A 17,597-nucleotide genomic window follows, 5' to 3' on the forward strand; every position below is an offset into this window, starting at 1 on the left:
GTGCTCGCGGCGGCGCTGGGCGACTCGGCGGCGGCCGACCGGCTCGCGGCCCGGGCGGTGGCCGCCTACCGGCCGTCGGCGGCCGACACGGCGGCGAGCCGAGCGGTCAGAGCCAGCTGAACCATTCCTTCGGCAGCAGCGCGTAGCCGACGAAGGCGACCACGTCGAGCAGGGTATGCGCGATGATCAGCGGCAGCACCCGCCGCGTCCGCAGGTAGAAGTAGCTGAACACGACGCCCATGACCGCGTTGCCGACGAACGCGCCGAAGCCCTGGTACAGGTGGTACGAGCCGCGCAGCAGCGCGCTGGCCGCGATGATCGCGCCGAGTCGCCACTGGAGCTGACGCAGCCGGGTGACCAGGTAGCCGACCACGATCACCTCCTCCAGCACGGCGTTCTGCACGGCGGCGAGGATCAGCACCGGAACCGCCCACCAGACCGGCGGCAGCGAGGCCGGCACCAGCGTGGCGTTGAGGCCGAGCTGCGCCGCCACCCAGAACAGGGCCAGCCCGGGTAGGCCGATCAGCGCGGCCAGGCCGGCGCCGTGGGCCAGGTCCTGGCCGGGTCGCCGGGCGTCCAGGCCGAGGGTCCGCGCCGGGTCGCCGGGGTCGCGGCTGAGCAGGTGTACGGCGAGCAGCACCGGCAGCAGCGCGAAGACGATGCCGAGCAGTTGGTACGTCAGGTCCAGCCAGGGTCTCGCCGACGCGGAGGTGTTCAGCGAGGCGGTCTGCTTGGAGAGCGGACCGTCGGCGGTCAGCTTCGCGATGATCGAGACCACCGCGTAGACCGCGGACTGGCCGAGGGAGAGGCCGAGGACCAGCAACGTCTCGGTCCCCAGCAGCCGGCGGGACACCGGGCGGGTCAGCTCAACGGTCACCGCACCACTCTGCCCGACGGGCGGCGCCGGTGACACGGCCGACCGGCCGGCATGAACCGATCGCACATTCTGTGCGACCGGTGCGCACGCTCCGTGGAGATTCTATGGGCGCCCGATCCGCTGTCGTCTGGAGAAGGAGCGCCACCCGTGGACAACGTCGCGCGGTTGCTGAAAGAGAGCTGGACCCTGGTCGAGGAGGACCGGGACCGGCTGAGCGGCCACTTCTACGCCCGGCTCTTCCTGCTCGACCCCGCCCTGCGGCAGCTCTTCCCGGTGCAGATGACCGGCCAGGGCGACCGCCTGCTGGAAGCGATCATCACGGCCATCCACACCGTCGACGATCCGGAGAGCTTCGACGAGTTCCTCCGGGCGCTGGGCCGCGATCACCGCAAGTACCACGTCGACGAGCAGCACTACAAGACGATGGGCGTCGCGCTGCTGGACGCGCTGCGCAGCACCGCCGGCGACGGCTGGAACCTGGAGTACGACCAGGCGTGGACGGATGCGTACGCGGCCATCTCGGCGAAGATGCTCTCTGGGGCGGCGAACGACGAGAACCCGCCGTTCTGGCACGCCGAGGTGCTGACCCACGAGCGGTACGGCCCGGACACCGCCGTCCTGACCTGCCGGGCGTTGCAGCATCCGCTGCCCTGGCGTGCCGGCCAGTACGTCAGCCTCGAAGTGCCGCGCCACCATCCCCGGGTGTGGCGGACGTACTCGGTGGCGAACGCCCCGAACGACGACAACGTGCTGGAGTTCCACGTGCGGTCGCCCGGGGCCGGCTGGGTATCGGGTGCGCTGGTCCGCCGGGTGCGGCCGGGTGACCTGCTCCGGCTGGCCGCGCCCATGGGGTCGATGACCCTGGACCGATCCTCGGAGCGGGACATCCTCTGCGTGGCCGGCGGGGTGGGGCTGGCGCCGATCAAGGCGCTGGTGGAGGAGTTGGCCAGCTACAACCGGACCCGGTGGGTGCACGTCTTCTACGGCGCCCGGCAGGCGGCGGACCTGTACGGCCTGGCCGGGTTGCAGGACTTGGTGGCCGTACACCCGTGGCTGTCGGTCACCGCCGCGTGCAGCGAGGACCCGGACTTCGACGGTGAGCTGGGCGACATTCCGGACGTGGTGGCCCGCTACGGCCCGTGGACCACGCACGACTGCTACGTCTCCGGGTCGGCCCGGATGGTCCGGTCCACACTGCGGGTGCTGGCCGCGGACGAGGTGCCGCCGCCGCACATCCGCTACGACACCTTCGGTGACCTCTAGGCGTTCCTCCCCCCACGCCGGGGCGCGTGCCCCTGCCCCCTGGGGCACGCGCCCCGGCCCCGGTCAGTAGCGCCAGGGGTGCCCGGTCTCCCGGTATTCCTCCACCGGCACCAGTGGCACGCCGGGCGCCATCCGGCCCACGTAGAGCCGGCCCTCCAGGTGGTCGATCTCGTGCGCGACGAGCCGGGCCATGCCGAACTCGAACGACGTGATGATCCGGCTGCCGTCCCACTGGGCGTGCTCCACGTCCAGCCGCAGCGGCCGGGGCACCAGACCCCGGTGGTCGAAGAAGGAGAGGCAGCCCTCGTACTGCTCGTCGGTGTCCGGGCCGGCGTCGACCACCCGGGGGTTGAGCAGCACCACCGGTTCCGCCGACCGGTCGGGTGGCCGCACGACGGCCGCGGCCCGGCCGATGCCGAGCTGCGGGGCGGCGATGCCGACCCCCTTGCTGAACGGATGGAGTTCGTCGAGCCGGGCCAGGGCCGTGTTGAGCCGGTCGACCACCTCCCGGGCCACCTGTTCCTCACCGGGCAGGTCGAACGGACGGCCGCGCTGGCGGAGCAGGTCGGCGCCGCGCTGGACGATGCCCAGCCCCCGCATCCGGTCGCTGGGCCGGACCCGGGCACCGCCGTTGCTGACGTCCGGGTCGATGTCCGGGCGAGCCCGGAAACGCCACTGCAACCGGTAGCGGGCGTTCAGCGGTGGGTCGTCGGTCTGCCAGTCGAAGATCGCCCGGCCGTCCTCGTCGCGGCGCTGCGGCGCCGTGCGCAGCGGGCCCTCCTCCGCCGAGAGCGAGGTCTCCACGCCCCAGACCTGCGGGTCGAGCGCCGCCGGCAGGTCCAGGCGGACGGCGAGCTGTCGGGTGGGCAGCCGCACGGCTCGTTGGAACCAGGGACCCCACTTCTCCTGCCCGACGGAGTACGCGTACTCGATGGTGGCCCGGTCGCCGGGGTAGAGCGGGAAGCGCCGCTCGCCGTTCTCGAAGAGCAGCCAGATCTCCTTGAACGCGTCCCGGTCGTGTTTGGCCCGCCAGTGCATCGGCTCCGGGTCACCGCCGCCGTCGTCCCGGCGGGCCTGTAGTTGCAGCTCGGCGAAGGTGAGCGGGTGCTCGCGGTGGTGCCGGTTGGAGCGACCGGGGTCGTTCGGGTAGCGGTCGACGGCGACCCGGACGAGGTAGCGGTTGACCGGTTCGGTGCCGGCGTTGTAGAGCTCGCGGTGGATGACGCACCGGTAGCCGTCGTCGGAGTGGGTGAGGGTGGCGAGTTCGCGCTCCACGACGAGGCCGGTGCCGGGTGGCAGCCACTGGCCGGGCAGGTGCGGCTCGCGGTGCTGGTGACCGGGGCGGGCGTGCCGGAGTTCGTCGTACTCCCGGAAGCGCTGCCAGATCGCGCCGCTGGCCTCCAGGACGGCCTCGGCGCGGCGGGCGAAATCCTCGGTCGGACGGTGCCGGCGCCCCTCCACGTGGCTGACGTAGGACGGGTCGAAACCCATCAGGACGGCCAGTTGCTTCTTGGACAGCCCCCGCCCGGTTCGCTGCCGGGCGAGTTCGGCCGCGAAGGAGTCGGCAGCCCGTTCGAGGGGTGAGGTCGTCATCGGCTTCCTCGTGGCCGGGAGTATCAGTTTCACGTTCCGTGCCCGGACGCACACGTATCTGCCACCTTGTCGACACATCGCTTGACAATCCACAGACCGCGGTCGATGCTGCGCCGGTGTTTTCCCGGGGCATGGCCGGGTAGTACGCGGGGTGCGGGGGTACCGCCCCCGCTGGGAGCGGAGTGACCCTGACCTCCCGATACGACTCAGGTGAGGCTTCCCTTAGACCTGCGCGTGTGGTTAGGCTAGCCTTAGCTCAGGACGCGGGGTCGTCCGCCGAGGTGCTCCTCGGTCACGCGGACGGGGGATGACACGGTGACAGCGGTGATGCCGAGGCGGGACGTGACCGTCACGCCGCTCGCCCCCGTCACCGCGGCACTGCGCGCCATGTTCGGCACCGACGATCTTCCCGGGCTCGCACCGGGCCTGCTGGTCGAGGACGAGTTCGGCTGGGCGCCCGCGACCACCCTGATCGACGGCAGCCGGCTACCGGATCTGCTCCGCGCCGCCACCCTGCGCTGGGGTGGCACCCCGCACGCCTGCGCCGCACTGGCCTGGAAGTCGTACAGCTACTGGACGGCGCTGCCCGTCGTGCTCGGCTGGGCCTCGGCCCGGCGGGTGCCGCTGCTCGACCCGTCCGACGTGCTGATCCACTTCGAGGACCACCGGCCGCTGCTCACCCTGGGCCTGCGCCGCAGCACCACCGTGGCGGTGCTGCCGAGCGATCCGCTGGCACTGGCCGGCCACCCGGAGGTACGGGTCGTCGCCGACGAGGCGGAGCTGCTGGCCGCGCTGCGCGCCTCGCTCCTCGACGCCCATCTGGCCCCGCTCATCGCCGCGATCCAGACGGAGGTCCGGGTCGGCACCCGGACGCTGCTCGGCTCGGTCGCATCCGGCATCTCGCACGGCATCCTGCGGGCCGCGGACGGGCTGCCCGGCTCGACGGTACAGACGATCGAGACCCTGCTCGGCGCGCTCGACCTGGCGGACCTGGTCGAGCTGGTGCCCGGGCCGACCGGTGAGCCGAGCGTGCAGCGGCGCACCTGCTGCCTCGCCTTCACCCTGCCCAGCCCGAAGGTCTGCCAGGGCTGCTGCGTCCGGCAGGCCTGAGCCCTCGCTCAGTCGGTCAACGGCCGCACGTCCCACACCCACACTCCGCCGGTGAACGTCGGCTGGATTCCGGTCAGCTCGGTCATCCCCCGGCGTAGCGCCGCCTCGTGCTCGTGCGGCCCGAGGATGACCACGCCGGCCCGCCAGTAGCGCAGGTCGTCGACCGCCTTGACCCGGCTCTGCGGGGTGATCGGCGGCACCGCGCCGGTGCGCCGGATGGTGCCGAAGAAGCTGCTGGTGGGGCGGGGCGGCGCGGTGAACAGCGCGATCCGCGGCTTCTCGGCGTTGCGGCGGGTGTCCGGGCCGAGGAAGTAACCGCGGGCCAGGGGCATGTCCAGTCGGGTGGCGGCGGACCAGCGCAGCGGCTCGGCGTAGTTGGTGTCCGGCAGAGGCAGGGTCACCACGCTGCGGCCGCCGGACACGTACGGCCGCCAGGCCCCACCGGTCACGAAGGCGGGTACCGGGTCCAGGCGGGCCACGGGCAGCGGGGTGGGCAGGATGGGCAGCAGGGCCATCGTGAGCACGGTGGCGGTGACGAAGCGGATCTGCCGGCGGGCGGCCGGCTGCGAACGGGCCAGCTCACGCGCCCGCTCGGCGCCGTAGGCGAGCAGCAGCCCGATGATCGGGGTGATCGCCAACGCCCACCGGGTCGGCACCACCGAGTGCAGGATCGGCAGGTTCTCCAGCGCCGCCCAGGGCCCCGGCACGCCGGTGTTCCGGCCGGCGAACCAGATCACCCGGCCCAGCGAGAGCACCGTGAAGAGCAGCCCGAGGGCGGCCAGCCCGAGCACCACGACCGAGCGGCGCAGCCACCAGACCAGGGCGATCACCAGCACCAGCAGCGGCCAGCCGAAGAAGCTGTTCTCCTCGGTCGGGTTCTTGGCCAGGTTCGCCGCGGTGCGCGGGCTGCCGGCGAGCGATTCCCGGGAGTACGCGACGAACGAGGCGAGGTCGCTGGAGTAGCCGCGGATCAGGCGGGACAGCCCGGAGTACGCGCCCGGCCCGAAGAACTGGACGTAGAGCGGGTACGCCAGCAGCAGCCCGGCGAGCCCGGCGGCGACGGCCAGACCGGCGAGGAACGGCCGGGCCCGCGAGCGCAGGTCCCGGCGGCCGAGGGCGAGCGCACCGACGATCACGCCCAGCCCGATCGCCGTCATCAGCAGGATCTCCAGGTTGAGGAACGCCTGCCAGACGATCACCAACGCGAGGAGCACCCCGTTGCGCAGCCAGCGGCCGGGCTCGCCGAGCCGCAGCGTGCGCCAGATGATCAACGGGACGACGAACTGCGACACGATGTTCGGATGCGCATTGGCGTGCGACACCATGGCCGGCGCGAACGCGCAGAAGCCGGCGCCCAGCCACGCCGGCCCGCGGGCGCCGATGAGGACCCGCGAAAGCAGGAAGTACCAGGCAGTGGCGGTGGCAATCATTCCGGCGGTGAGAAAGAGCAGGAATGCCGCGCGGGGCCCGAGGAGCAGGGTGACAGGTGTCATTGGCAGCGAAATGGATAATACGGACGTATTCGCCATCAAATTGACGCCGTCGGGCACGTTCATCCGGTCCGAATGGAACGGATAGGCGAAATGGGTGACGACCCGAGCACCGTGCGCCATCATCCATTCAAACTGTGACTGGTCGGTGCGGTTGTCCCGCACGGCGCTGTCCGGCTCCAGCCACAGCCGCCCGGTGACCCAGAAGCCGAGCACCACGAAGCTCAGCACTGGGACCAGATCCGCCCACCTCCCGCTGCGGGCCCACCGGGCACGACCGCCCCGCTCCACCGGCGACGCGGTGGCGGGGCCGTCTCCGGGCGCGTCCGATTCAGGAGTAGTCATGACAATTCATAGGGTAGTCAGCGTATGGCACTGCCGTGACATGTTTCGGGGTACTGCCGTACTATGTGCCGGGTTCGCCGACCGCCGATCACGTGCCCACCCCCGACCGCAATTCGGCCACCCCGCTGCCCCGATTCTTCTGCCATCCGAGCGGATGATTCACTCTGTCGGTCCAGGCACGGGTCGAGTTCATATCGTGAGGAATCGACGCATGGCAGAAATCACTGGGGATCAGCGCGTCCAGTCCGAGGTGCTGGAGGGCCTGGCGACCGCTGTCAACCACCGTCGCTGGTTCGTCGAACTGGCGGTGCCGTACCTCGGTGACGATCCGATCGAGATCGGCAGCGGTCTCGGTGACTACGCGCTGGAATGGTCGCAGCGGCTCCCCCGGTTCACCGCCACCGAGGCCGATCCGGATCGGCTGGTGCAGCTCAAGGAGCGCCTCGCCGACCAGCCGAGCATCGATGTCCGGCAGATGCTGCTGCCGCACAACGATCGGGGCGACTACAGCGCCGCGGTCTCGTACAACGTGCTGGAGCACATCGAGGACCACGTGGGCGCGCTGCACAGCATGCGCGACCTGGTCCGACCCGGCGGCGCCGTGATCATCATCGTGCCGGCGTTCCAATTCGCGATGAGCCCCGCCGACATCGCCACCGGGCACGTCCGCCGCTACACGAAGAAGACGCTCGGAGCGGCGATGACCGAGGCCGGCCTGACCGTGGAGAAGATCCACTACGCCAACGCGCTGGGCCTGCTCGGCTACTTCATGGCCACCAAGGTCTTCCGGCTGATGCCGAAGGAGGGCCCGATGGTGAAGGTGTACGACACGGTCGTCCTCCCGGCCACCAAAGCCGCCGAACAGCGCATCCGGCCCCCGTTCGGCCAGTCCGTCTTCGCCGTGGCCCGCGTCCCGTCCTGACCACACCCCCCGCGATCTTGCACTTGCCTGCACGGGCGAGTGCAAGATCGCGGGGCAGGGATCATTCCTTGATCTGGTAGGTGGGACGGATCACCGCTCGGGCGAGGGTGTGGAACGTGAGGTTGAAGCCGACGTAGGCGGGGCTGGCGTCCGGGGTCAGGTCGAGGCGGTCGACGTCCAGGGCGTGCACCGCGAAGACGTACCGGTGCGGGCGGTCGCCGGGCGGCGGAGCCGCTCCGCCGTAGCCCTTCTCGCCGTAGTCGTTGCGGACCGAGAACGCTCCACCGAGGTCCGCGCCCGCCGCGCCACCCGCGCCGCTGGGCACCTGCGTGACGTCGACCGGCACGTTCACCAGCACCCAGTGCCAGAAGCCGCTGCCGGTCGGCGCGTCCGGGTCGTAGCAGGTCACGGTGAAGCTCTTCGTCTCGGCGGGGAAGTCCGACCAGGTCAGCTGCGGGGAGACGTTGTCGCCCCCGGTGCTGCCGTGCGCGTGCCGGGCATCCATCGGCTCGCCGTTCTGCACGTCGTCACTGGTCAGGGTGAACGAGGGCACCGTCGGCAGCAGCTCGTACGGGTCCGGGGCGATGGGTCGTTCCAGGGTCATCGGGACGCGTCCTTCCGGTCTTCGCGGAGATTCCTGCCCCTTCTTACCCCTTCGTGGCCTCTCCGACGACCGGAAGCGGTGGTGCCGGGTCGACGGCGCTACCGTTGAGTCCGGGCCAACGCTCCACAGGGGGACCTCGTGGCCGGGATCTGGCGGGACTTCGTGGCAGCCGTCTTCACCGCGCTGCGCCGCCGGGACGAGCGGGCCATCGCCGAGGAGCGCCGGCGCGCGATCGAGCGGCTGGCCGACGAGACGATCCGGGAGAGCCGGCGGGCCACGGACCCACCGGAGTGACGGCGACCAGGGGTACGGGACCAGTTGCCTGAATCGCCGTGAGGCGGCCTGGCGGCGATGAAGATGAGGTGATGGGGCGGATCTTCCGGTCGCGGCCGATGGTGACCAAGGAGACGCACCGCACAACCCTGTTCGAGATCTTCTTCGACCTCGTGTTCGTCTTCGGCTTCATCCGGGTCACCGAGTTCATGAGCGCGCGGCCCGCGCCGATGACCCTGGTGCAGGGTTTCCTCGTGCTCCTGCTGTTGTGGAACTCCTGGCTGGTGTACTCCTGGTTGGGAAACCAGGCCCGCATCGATGTCGGGCTGATCCGTACCGGCGTCACCGTCGCCATGGCAGCCGTCTTCCTCGCCGGTCTCGTCATCCCCGACGTCTGGAAATCCGGTCCGGGAGCGTTGGGGCCCCGGCTGATCCTGGTGCTCGCCTACATCGTGGTGAGAGTGATCCATCTGGTCCTCTACCACTGGGCGGCCGAGGGCAACCGGCAACTGCTCCGGACCATTCGCGTGTACGCCCTCTCCACCGCGCTGTCCTGGATCCCGCTGGTCCTCGGTGCCGTGTTCGGCGGCACCGCGCAGATCCTGCTCTGGACGGCAGCGCTCGCGGTCGACCTGGGAGGCGGGGTGGTCGCCTCCGTGCTGAGCGGATGGCCCCTCCGCAGCCCGGGCCACTTCACCGAGCGACACAGCCTTGTGGTGATCATCGCGCTCGGCGAGTCGCTGATCTCGGTGGGCGCCGGGATCGGGGCGGGAATGATCCATGGACCGGTCCTGGTGGCCGCGCTCCTCACGCTCGCCGTCACGGTCTGCCTGTGGTGGCTCTACTCCCGGAACGCGGTCGCCGCCGGTAAGGAACTGACGATGAAATCCGGCGCGCGGCGGGGTCGGGTGGCCGCCGACGCCTACACCGTTGCCCACTTTCCGCTGATCGCCGGCATCATCTACGTGGCGCTGGGGGTCGAGCAGGTGCTCGCCGACCTGGCACACCATGAGTCCTCCGACACCGCCGGGTTGCGCCTGGACTGGACGCCGGCGGTCGCCCTGTTCGGCGGAACCGCCCTGTACCTCGTGGGCCGGGCGACCTTCCTGAGCCTCACCGTCCGGTCCGTGGCACCCCGACAAGTTCTCGCGCCCGCTGCGGTGCTGCTACTCCTTCCCGCCGGCCGGTTCCTGCCCGGCCTGGTCGCTCTCGGCCTGCTCACCGCGTTCCTCGTCGTTCTCGCCGGCTACGAGGCGGTGGCCATCCGCGGGCGAGGATCCGGTGCCCGATCGGATTCGGACGTCACGGTCGGATGACGACGTTCGCGAGCGGCTCGCCCGCCGCGTACCGCCGGACCTGGTCGACCAGCAGCCGGCGGGCCCGGGGTGCCATGGCGGCGGTCAGGCCGCCGACGTGCGGGCTGATCAGGACGTTCGGTGCGGACCACAGCGGGTGGTCGGCCGGCAGTGGCTCGGGTTCGGTGACGTCCAGGGCAGCGTGCAGCCGGCCCGCGTCGAGCTCGGCGAGCAGCGCCTCGGTGTCCACCACCCGCCCCCGGGCCACGTTCACCAGCAGCGCGCCGTCGGCCATCCTGGCGAGGAAGTCCTTGTCGACCAGGCCTTCGGTCTCCGGGGTCAGCGGCGTGGCCAGGATGACGACGTCCGCTCGTGGCAACAGCTCCGAAACTTCGGAGATCGGCCGTACGCCGGGGCGGGGGCTCCGGGCCACTCGACTGATCTCCACCTCGAACCCGGCGAGCCGGCGCTCGATCGCGGCGCCGATCGAGCCGTACCCGACGATCAGCACCCGGGCGTCAGCCAGCCCGGCCGACCACCCCGTGGCCCAGCGGCCCTCGGCCCCTGCCTGGACGAATTCCGGCAGCCGGCGGCGGGCGGCGAGGGTGAGCGCCACGGCCAGCTCGGCGGTGGCCGCGTCGTGCACGCCCCGGCCGTTGGCCAGCGTCAGGCCGGGCCGCAGGTACGGCAGGACATGGTCGTAGCCGGCGGTCACGGTCTGCACCACCTTGAGCCGGGGCATCCGGGCGATCGGCTCGCAGAACCGGGGATCGATGACCCCGTACGGGACCGCGTAGAACTCGACATCGTCCAGGTTCTCGGGCACGGGCCCCGTGCCGTCGTACAGCGCGACGTCCAGATCGCCAAGCTCGGCCAACGCGTCGGGGTGAGAGATCAAGTAGCGCACGAGCACCATCATGCTGGATCGCCCGGAGCGGGGCCGCTCGCCGTCCACAGACCCACCCCGACCGGCGTTTGCGCTGGTCAGGGTGCGTTTGAGCTGTTCCGAGGGCGGAGGGTGTGGGATTCGAACCCACGAAGACATCGCTGCCTTACCGGTTTTCAAGACCAGCGCCATCGGCCACTAGGCGAACCCTCCCGGGCCGCCACCCGAGGGTGCGCGGCCGTGCCTAGTCTGCCATGGCACCGGGCGCGCGGCCCGGCGTCCCTCCCCGACCGGGCGGTCCAGCGCCGGAGCCGGTACGGAGGTCCACAGTGGCTGCCGGGGCGGATCGGGTGCGCCTGCGGCCCGCGGTGTGATCGGGTAAGACTGAGCCCATGCGAGCCATCACCATTCCGCAGCCCGGTGGACCCGACGCGCTGATCTGGGCTGAGGTCCCCGATCCCGAGCCCGGCCCGGGCGAGGTGATCGTTGACGTGCGGGCCGCCGGGGTCAACCGCGCGGACCTGCTGCAACGGCAGGGGCACTACCCCCCGCCGCCCGGCGCGCCCGAATACCCCGGCCTGGAGTGCTCCGGGGTGATCAGCGCGGTCGGTCCGGAGGTGACCGGGTGGGCGATCGGCCAGCAGGTCTGCGCGCTTCTGACCGGCGGCGGGTACGCCGAGCGGGTCGCCGTCCCCGCCGAGCAGTTGCTGCCGGTACCGGGCGGTGTCGACCTGGTCGACGCCGCGGCGCTGCCCGAGGTGGCCTGCACCGTCTGGTCGAACCTGCTCCCGGTGGGCCGGCTCCATTCGGGCGACACGCTCCTGGTGCACGGCGGCGGCAGCGGAATCGGCACCTTCGCGATCCAGTTCGGGGCGGCCCTCGGCGCCACGGTCCTGACGACCGCGCGGGCGGCCAAGCATCCCAGACTGCGCGAACTGGGCGCGGCGCACACGATCGACTACCAGGAGCAGGACTTCGTCGAGGAGGTCCGGCGGGCCACCGACGGCCACGGCGCGGACGTCGTCCTCGACATCATGGGCGCGTCCTACCTGGGCCGCAACGTCGCCGCGTTGGCCACCGGCGGCCGGCTGGTGGTGATCGGGCTACAGGGTGGCCGCAAGGCCGAACTGGATCTCGGCGCGCTGCTGACCAAGCGAGCCAGCGTCGCGGCGACGACCCTGCGGGCGCGGCCGCTCAGCGAGAAGGCGGAGATCGTCCGGGGCGTACGGGACGAGGTGTGGCCGCTGATCGAGGCCGGCCGGATCCGGCCGGTGGTGGACCGGCGGCTGCCGATCAGCGAGGCGGCGGAGGCGCACCGGCTGGTCGAGTCGAACGACCACGTCGGCAAGGTGCTGCTCACGGTCGGGTGACGCGGTCGTCCCGCGGGATGGGGCGCGCGTCAGGCGGTCGCGTCGGCCTCCGGCCGGGGCAGCATCAGGCGGGCGCCGGGCCCCTCGCCGCCGAGGGCGTCACCGGGGTTGTTGAGCGCGCAGCGTTGCAGGGACAGACAGCCGCAGCCGATGCAGCCGTCCAGGTCGTCGCGGAGCTTGCTGAGCAGCCGGATCCTCTCGTCCAGCCGACCCCGCCAACTGGCGGAGAGCCGCGCCCAGTCCTGCGGGCTGGGCGTACGAGCCTCGGGCAGCGAGTCCAGCGCCGCGCGGATCTCGTCCAGCGAGACGCCGACCTGCTGGGAGATCCGGATGAAGGCGACGCGGCGCAGTTCGGCGCGGGCGTACCGGCGCTGGTTGCCGCCGGTACGGTCGGCGCGGATCAGGCCGAGCCGCTCGTAGTAGCGCAGCGCCGACGGCGCCACGCCCGAACGGGCGGCCAGCTCGCCGATGGTCAGTGAGTCCTGCATCACCCGGTCCTTGAGTTGAAGTGCCCTTCAACTCACAGGCTATCCAGATGATGATGACGACCGCCAACGGGACGATGCCCCCGGTGCCGGGGCCGGTGGCCGGCCCACTGGAACAGCTACGCGCCGGCAGGGAGTTCGACGCCAACGTGTACTCGACGATCGATGTCCTCTGGGTGCTCTACCACCGCGTCCTGCGGATCACCCCGGAGACCGTCGACGATCCCGAGCGGGACCGCTTCCTGCTCTCCAAGGGGCACGCCGTCGCCGGCTACTACGCGGTGCTCGCCGCGAAGGGCTTCCTCCGCGCCGGCTGGCTCGACGACCAGGGCGGCCCGGCGAGCCGCCTCGGCGACCATCCGGACCGGACCCTGGTGCCGGGCGTGGAGATCGGCTCCGGCTCGCTCGGGCACGGCCTCGGCCTGGGCGTGGGCACCGCGCTCGGCCTGCGAGCCCAGGGCCTGCTCACCCCCCGGGTGTACGTGCTGCTCGGCGACGCCGAACTCGACGAGGGATCGAACCACGAGGCGATCGCGTACGCCGGCGCCACCGGCCTCGGCAGCCTGACCGCAGTGGTTGTCGACAACCACTCGGCCACCCACGGCTGGCCGGGCGGCGCGGCGGCCCGGTTCACGGTGAACGGCTGGACCGCCAGCACCGTCGACGGGCACGACCACGACGCGCTGCACACCGCCCTCACCGGCCAGCACCAGGACCGGCCGCACGTCGTCGTCGCGGTCGTCAGGACGGAGGAGTGACGATGCGCGACATCTTCATCGACACCACCGCCGAGTTGCTGACCGAGAATCCGCGTACCGCGCTGGTGCTCGCGGACATCTCCGCCGCCGCGTTCGCCCCGGCCGCCGCGCGGCATCCGGACCGGGTGCTCAACGTCGGCATCCGGGAACAGTTGATGGTCGGGGTGGCCGGCGGCCTCGCCCTCACCGGCCTGCGGCCGATCGTGCACAGCTACGCGCCGTTCCTCATCGAGCGGGCGTACGAGCAGCTCAAGTTGGACCTGGACCATCAGGCCGCGACCGCGGTACTGGTCAGCGTCGGAGCCTCGTACGACCGCGCGGCGGCCGGCCGGACGCACCTGTCCCCGGCGGACGTGTCACTGATCGACACCCTGCACGGCTGGACCGTGCACGTCCCCGGCCACCCGGCCGAGGTGCCCGCGCTGCTGCGGGACGCGGTGGCCGGCGACGGCTCGGCGTACCTGCGGCTCTCGGTACTGCGGAACGACCGGCCACGCGGCGGCGACGGCTCGCTCGCGGTGGTGCGGAATGCCGGGCCCGGGGCCCCGCTGCTGGTGGCGGTCGGACCGGCGCTGGACGCGGCGCTGGACGCGGTCGCCGATCTGCCGGTCACCGTGGCCTACACCCACCGGCCGCGACCGTTCGACACCGCCGGGCTGCGGGCACTGGCGGGAACCGAGGTGATCCTGGTCGAGCCGTACCTGGCCGGCACGTCCAGCCGGGTGGTGTCGGCGGCCCTGGTGGACCGGCCACATCGGCTGCTGGCGCTCGGGGTGGGAGGGACGGATCTACGTCGCTACGGCTCGCCCGAGGACCACAGCCGGTGGCACGGGCTGGACAGCGCAGGCCTGCGCCGTTCCGTCGACGCTTTCCTGGCCGGGGCGCTGCTGACCGTCGGTCGCTGAGCGGTCAGCGAGCCGGCGTGGTGGGACGGCGGCGGGCGCGTTCCCGGCCGAGGATCCAGATCGCCTCGACGCCGTCCTTCCAGGTGATCTTCTTGCCCTCTTCGCGGCCACGCGCCCGGTAGCTGATCGGCACCTCGTACGGCCGGATCCGGCGGCGCAGCAGCTTGCCGGTCACCTCGGCCTCCATGCCGAAGCCGCGCGAGCGCACCTCGAGCGACCGGTAGAGCGCCACCGGCATCAGCTTGAAGCAGGTCTCCAGGTCGCCGATGTACGAGTTGAACAGCACGTTGGCCGCCATCGTGACGCCCTTGTTGCCCATCACGTACCAGAAGCTGTAGGCGCTGTGGCTGCCGAAGGTGCGATTGCCGTAGACCACCGTGGCCCGCCCGTCGAGCACCGGGTCGAGCAGCTTGGGGATGTCCTGTGGGTCGTACTCCAGGTCGGCGTCGAGGATGACCATGTAGTCGCCCTCGGCGCTGTCCACCGCCGTCTTGATGGCCGCGCCCTTGCCGGCGTTGCGCTGGTGGGTGATGACCCGGAGGCGGGCGTCGTCGGCCCGACCGAGGATCTCGGCGGTGCCGTCCCGGCTGCCGTCGTCGACCACGACCAGCTCGATCTCGCAGGGATAGTCCACTGCCAATGCCTGCTTGAGGGCATCCGCGATGCGTTCTTCCTCGTTGTAGACCGGCATGAGGATCGAGAGCTTCACGGAAATCTCCACGGTGGCGACAATACGTCGGGCATAGCCTAGCCTGGCTGGTCAGCCGACGCCGGCCGCCACCGCCGGGCCGTCATCGTGGCGACTTCAGCCGGATGGTGTTTACTTCCCGCCATGTCGGCTGCCGGCTCTCTGCTCGCGGCGGTTCCTGCCGCCGCGGTGCTCCTGCTCACCGTCGCGACGAGGCCACGCGGGGTCGACGCGGTGGCGCCGCTGCGGCTCGCGGTGGTGCGCGCCGCCGTGCTCACGGGCGCGTACGCGGTGCTCGTCGTCGAGTTGCTGGGCGCTCTGCACGCGCTCACCCGACCGGCGTTCGTCGCCGCCTGGCTGCTCTTCCTGGCCGTCGCCGCGACGGCCGCGGGGCTGCGGTGGCGCCGGGTGAGTCGGCTCGCGCAGCCGTCCGCCGCGACACGCCGAGCGGTTCCGGTCGGCGCCACCGTGCCCGCCGGGCCCGGCCCGGAGACACCCGGCCCGCTCGCCGACGGCGGCGACGCCGGAAGTGACCCCGCGTCCCGGCGGGTCGGTCGGACGCCCGGCGGTCTGCTCGCCGTGGCGGTCGACACCTGGCGTACGGCGGGTCGGGGCGAGCGCCTGCTCGCCGGCGCGATCGGCGGGCTGGTCCTGCTGGAGTTGCTGGTCGCGTCACTGGCCGAGCCGAACAACTTCGACTCGCAGACGTACCACCTGCCCAAGGTCGAGCACTGGGTGGCCCAGAGCGACCTCGACTTCTGGGCCACCGCCATCCACCGGCAGGTGACCATCCCGCCCGGCGCCGAGTATCTGCTGCTGCACCTGCGCCTGCTCACCGGTGGTGACCAGCTGTACAACCTGGTGCAGTGGGCGGCCGGGGTGGGCTGCCTGCTGGTGGCGGCGCGGATCACCGCGCAGCTCGGCGGGGGCCGGCAGGCCCAGTTGATCACCGCGTTCGTACTGGCCAGCACGCCGATGGTGGCGCTACAGGCGACGAGTACGCAGACCGACCTGGTCTGCGCGGCCTGGGTGGCCTGCGCGGCGACCCTCGTGTTGGACGGGCTGCGCCGCCGAACCGGCTGGGGCAGCCCGCTCGCGCTCGGCGCGGCCACCGGGCTGACCGCGGTGACCAAGACCAGCGGTCTGATTGCGGTCGGTCCGCTGCTGGTGCTCTGGGGGTTGGCCCAGCTCCGGCTGGCGCTGGCCGCCGACCGGACACCGGCCGGCGCGACGGCGGTCGGTCAGGTGCGGCGATCGCGGCCGGCCGGCGGGGTGGCCCGCACCGTCGGCGGTTCGGTGCTGATCCTCCTGGTCGCGGCCATGGTGGTCGGGCCGTTCCTGGCCCGGGTGACGGCCGAGTTCGGGCACCCGTTGGGGCCACCCCGGCTGCGCGAGTCGATCCCGATGGAACGACACGACCCGCCGTCGATCCTGGTCAACGCGCTGCGGATCGGGCACACCGCGTTCGACACCCCACTGGCGCCGCTGCGCCGGCTGGGCGCCGAGGTGATCATCGGCGGGGCGGACGCGATCGGGGTCGACCCGCAGGACCGGGCGATCACCTTCGGCCGGGAGGTCTTTCCGGAGCCCGCCTGGTATCCGGACGAGGACCGGGTGGCGTTCCCACTCGCCGGTGCGCTGGCGCTGATCGGCGTGGCTGTCGCGCTCGTCCGGCCGCGCCGGATCGACGCCGGGCAGGCGGGGCCGTTGCGCGGGTACGCGGTGGTGGTGCTGGCCACCGTGCTGCTGCACACCTCGATGATCAAGTGGCAGCCGTGGGGCAACCGGCTGCTGCTCTACGCCCTGGTGCTCGCCGTGCCACTGGCCGGGCTCTGGCTCGACGCGCTCTTCCGCCGCCAGTTGGCGGCGACGGCGGCCGACGGAGCGGGTACCGGCCCTGGGCGGCGGTCGGTGGCCACGGTCGCGGCGGTCACCGTGCTGGCCACCTCGGCGCTGGCCGGGGTGCTGGCGCTGTCGTACGGCTTCCCCCGCCGGCTCGTCGGCAGCGGCTCGGTCTTCACCACCTCGGACTGGGACACCCGGTTCCTACGTCGCCCGCAGTGGGCCGACGAGTTCCGCTGGGCCGCCACCGAGGTCCGGGACAGCGGTGCGCGCCGGATCGGGCTGGTGCAGCAGAACGACAACTGGGAGTACCCGTGGTGGCTGCTGCTGCGGCAGCCGGACGGACGCTCGCCGGATCTGCTGGCGTTGCAGTCGGTGCTGCCGGAACGCCCGCCGGCCGACCCCACGTCGGTGGACGCGATCGTCTGCACCGGCAGCCAGCCGGCGTGCGCCAAGCTGGTCCCGGCCGGCTGGCGGCTGGAGTTCCGCGGCTACGTCGGGTACGCGCTGCCGCCCGGCCGCTGACCCGGGTCCGTGGAGGTGATCGACACGGTGTCGGCGATATCGCGGCATCGGGCCGACCCGGACACCCCGATATCGCCGACCCGGGGGTCGAGCATCCGCGCCACCGCGTGACGCGCCGCCCGGATCGTCCGATCCGGGCGGTTCTGCATCCCGCGCGCAAGGATCCGAAGCGCATTCACATCCGTTGATCGGCACGTTACCGTCTGGTAACTCAATCGACGTCCCGCGATTGAGCCGAAAGGAGTGCGTCGATGCCTGCTACCCCCGCCAGGCCCGAACGCGCGACCCGACGACGGGCCATCACCGTCGCCGTCGCCGTCGCCGCTCTCGTCCTGCCGATGCTCGCCGGACCCGCCGCCCCCGCCC

16 protein-coding genes and 1 tRNA gene are annotated in these 17,597 nt (G+C 71.9%); 9 read left to right on the top strand and 8 right to left on the bottom strand.

The genetic code is table 11. From position 1 onward, the window contains the following. Positions 1-106: 106 nt before the first annotated feature. A complete protein-coding gene (locus tag EAD98_RS23215; RefSeq protein WP_121656130.1) occupies positions 107-877 on the bottom strand; it encodes a CPBP family intramembrane glutamic endopeptidase in 771 nt (256 codons plus the stop codon). A 147-nt stretch (positions 878-1,024) separates the two neighbouring features. Between EAD98_RS23215 and EAD98_RS23220 the strand changes: the two genes are divergently transcribed. Beyond that, positions 1,025-2,140, top strand: a complete 1,116-nt coding sequence (locus tag EAD98_RS23220; RefSeq protein WP_121656131.1) for a globin domain-containing protein — start codon at positions 1,025-1,027, stop codon at positions 2,138-2,140. A gap of 63 nt (positions 2,141-2,203) precedes the next feature. On the opposite strand, the gene EAD98_RS23225 is transcribed toward EAD98_RS23220, so the two are convergent. Continuing rightward, positions 2,204-3,733, bottom strand: a complete 1,530-nt coding sequence (locus EAD98_RS23225) for a peptide deformylase (RefSeq protein ID WP_121656132.1) — start codon at positions 3,731-3,733, stop codon at positions 2,204-2,206. Positions 3,734-4,060: 327 nt separating this feature from the next. Between EAD98_RS23225 and EAD98_RS23230 the strand changes: the two genes are divergently transcribed. Next, positions 4,061-4,843: an IucA/IucC family C-terminal-domain containing protein gene (locus EAD98_RS23230; protein ID WP_121656133.1), complete on the top strand. Its 783-nt coding sequence runs from the start codon at positions 4,061-4,063 to the stop codon at positions 4,841-4,843. A gap of 8 nt (positions 4,844-4,851) precedes the next feature. On the opposite strand, the gene EAD98_RS23235 is transcribed toward EAD98_RS23230, so the two are convergent. Continuing rightward, positions 4,852-6,678: a hypothetical protein gene (locus EAD98_RS23235; RefSeq protein WP_233583934.1), complete on the bottom strand. Its 1,827-nt coding sequence runs from the start codon at positions 6,676-6,678 to the stop codon at positions 4,852-4,854. 211 nt (positions 6,679-6,889) lie between these two features. On the opposite strand from EAD98_RS23235, the gene EAD98_RS23240 reads away from it, so the two are divergent. Next, complete coding sequence (locus tag EAD98_RS23240) at positions 6,890-7,600, top strand: class I SAM-dependent methyltransferase (RefSeq protein WP_121656134.1); 711 nt, start codon at positions 6,890-6,892, stop codon at positions 7,598-7,600. A 61-nt stretch (positions 7,601-7,661) separates the two neighbouring features. Here EAD98_RS23240 and EAD98_RS23245 read toward each other — a convergent pair whose 3' ends face one another. Continuing rightward, positions 7,662-8,204 (bottom strand): YbhB/YbcL family Raf kinase inhibitor-like protein, encoded by a 543-nt coding sequence (locus tag EAD98_RS23245; RefSeq protein ID WP_121656135.1) that lies wholly within the window; start codon positions 8,202-8,204, stop codon positions 7,662-7,664. Between the two features lie 138 nt (positions 8,205-8,342). Here EAD98_RS23245 and EAD98_RS31035 point away from each other — a divergent pair, with 138 nt between their 5' ends. Together EAD98_RS31035 and EAD98_RS23250 are read left to right on the top strand one after the other, a co-directional pair. After that, on the top strand, positions 8,343-8,498 hold the full coding sequence (locus EAD98_RS31035) for a hypothetical protein (RefSeq protein ID WP_158609835.1): 156 nt from the start codon (positions 8,343-8,345) through the stop codon (positions 8,496-8,498). A 71-nt stretch (positions 8,499-8,569) separates the two neighbouring features. Beyond that, positions 8,570-9,793 (top strand): low temperature requirement protein A, encoded by a 1,224-nt coding sequence (locus EAD98_RS23250; protein WP_121656136.1) that lies wholly within the window; start codon positions 8,570-8,572, stop codon positions 9,791-9,793. Here EAD98_RS23250 and EAD98_RS23255 read toward each other — a convergent pair. Together EAD98_RS23255 and EAD98_RS23260 are read right to left on the bottom strand one after the other, a co-directional pair. After that, positions 9,780-10,688, bottom strand: a complete 909-nt coding sequence (locus tag EAD98_RS23255; protein ID WP_233583936.1) for a 2-hydroxyacid dehydrogenase — start codon at positions 10,686-10,688, stop codon at positions 9,780-9,782. The two genes, EAD98_RS23250 and EAD98_RS23255, sit on opposite strands and share 14 nt — an antisense overlap. Before the next feature lie 96 nt (positions 10,689-10,784). Further along, positions 10,785-10,871: transfer RNA gene (locus EAD98_RS23260), tRNA-Ser, on the bottom strand. 179 nt (positions 10,872-11,050) lie between these two features. On the opposite strand from EAD98_RS23260, the gene EAD98_RS23265 reads away from it, so the two are divergent. After that, positions 11,051-12,028 (top strand): NAD(P)H-quinone oxidoreductase, encoded by a 978-nt coding sequence (locus EAD98_RS23265; RefSeq protein ID WP_121656138.1) that lies wholly within the window; start codon positions 11,051-11,053, stop codon positions 12,026-12,028. A gap of 29 nt (positions 12,029-12,057) precedes the next feature. Here EAD98_RS23265 and soxR read toward each other — a convergent pair whose 3' ends face one another. Next, positions 12,058-12,516: a redox-sensitive transcriptional activator SoxR gene (soxR, locus tag EAD98_RS23270; protein WP_121656139.1), complete on the bottom strand. Its 459-nt coding sequence runs from the start codon at positions 12,514-12,516 to the stop codon at positions 12,058-12,060. 47 nt (positions 12,517-12,563) lie between these two features. Between soxR and EAD98_RS23275 the strand changes: the two genes are divergently transcribed. Both EAD98_RS23275 and EAD98_RS23280 read left to right on the top strand, forming a co-directional pair. Beyond that, a complete protein-coding gene (locus tag EAD98_RS23275; protein ID WP_199723510.1) occupies positions 12,564-13,271 on the top strand; it encodes a transketolase in 708 nt (235 codons plus the stop codon). 2 nt (positions 13,272-13,273) lie between these two features. Beyond that, positions 13,274-14,176, top strand: coding sequence for a transketolase family protein (locus tag EAD98_RS23280; protein ID WP_121656140.1), 903 nt, complete (start codon positions 13,274-13,276; stop codon positions 14,174-14,176). 4 nt (positions 14,177-14,180) lie between these two features. On the opposite strand, the gene EAD98_RS23285 is transcribed toward EAD98_RS23280, so the two are convergent. Next, complete coding sequence (locus tag EAD98_RS23285) at positions 14,181-14,885, bottom strand: glycosyltransferase family 2 protein (protein WP_121656141.1); 705 nt, start codon at positions 14,883-14,885, stop codon at positions 14,181-14,183. Between the two features lie 123 nt (positions 14,886-15,008). Here EAD98_RS23285 and EAD98_RS23290 point away from each other — a divergent pair, with 123 nt between their 5' ends. Further along, positions 15,009-17,231 (top strand): hypothetical protein, encoded by a 2,223-nt coding sequence (locus EAD98_RS23290; protein ID WP_233583935.1) that lies wholly within the window; start codon positions 15,009-15,011, stop codon positions 17,229-17,231. Positions 17,232-17,597 lie beyond the last annotated feature (366 nt).

It is taken from the genome of Micromonospora sp. CV4 (assembly GCF_003667455.1).
GTDB lineage: Bacteria > Actinomycetota > Actinomycetes > Mycobacteriales > Micromonosporaceae > Micromonospora.

What these genes read in the sequence shown, in the direction of transcription:
- EAD98_RS23225 (WP_121656132.1), bottom strand. Translation starts at nt 3,733, where the DNA reads ATGACGACCTCACCCCTCGAACGGGCTGCCGACTCCTTCGCGGCCGAA.
- EAD98_RS23230 (WP_121656133.1), top strand. Translation starts at nt 4,061, where the DNA reads ATGCCGAGGCGGGACGTGACCGTCACGCCGCTCGCCCCCGTCACCGCG.
- EAD98_RS23235 (WP_233583934.1), bottom strand. Translation starts at nt 6,678, where the DNA reads ATGACTACTCCTGAATCGGACGCGCCCGGAGACGGCCCCGCCACCGCG.
- EAD98_RS23240 (WP_121656134.1), top strand. Translation starts at nt 6,890, where the DNA reads ATGGCAGAAATCACTGGGGATCAGCGCGTCCAGTCCGAGGTGCTGGAG.
- EAD98_RS23245 (WP_121656135.1), bottom strand. Translation starts at nt 8,204, where the DNA reads ATGACCCTGGAACGACCCATCGCCCCGGACCCGTACGAGCTGCTGCCG.
- EAD98_RS23250 (WP_121656136.1), top strand. Translation starts at nt 8,570, where the DNA reads ATGGGGCGGATCTTCCGGTCGCGGCCGATGGTGACCAAGGAGACGCAC.
- EAD98_RS23255 (WP_233583936.1), bottom strand. Translation starts at nt 10,688, where the DNA reads ATGGTGCTCGTGCGCTACTTGATCTCTCACCCCGACGCGTTGGCCGAG.
- EAD98_RS23265 (WP_121656138.1), top strand. Translation starts at nt 11,051, where the DNA reads ATGCGAGCCATCACCATTCCGCAGCCCGGTGGACCCGACGCGCTGATC.
- soxR (WP_121656139.1), bottom strand. Translation starts at nt 12,516, where the DNA reads ATGCAGGACTCACTGACCATCGGCGAGCTGGCCGCCCGTTCGGGCGTG.
- EAD98_RS23275 (WP_199723510.1), top strand. Translation starts at nt 12,564, where the DNA reads ATGATGATGACGACCGCCAACGGGACGATGCCCCCGGTGCCGGGGCCG.
- EAD98_RS23280 (WP_121656140.1), top strand. Translation starts at nt 13,274, where the DNA reads ATGCGCGACATCTTCATCGACACCACCGCCGAGTTGCTGACCGAGAAT.
- EAD98_RS23290 (WP_233583935.1), top strand. Translation starts at nt 15,009, where the DNA reads ATGTCGGCTGCCGGCTCTCTGCTCGCGGCGGTTCCTGCCGCCGCGGTG.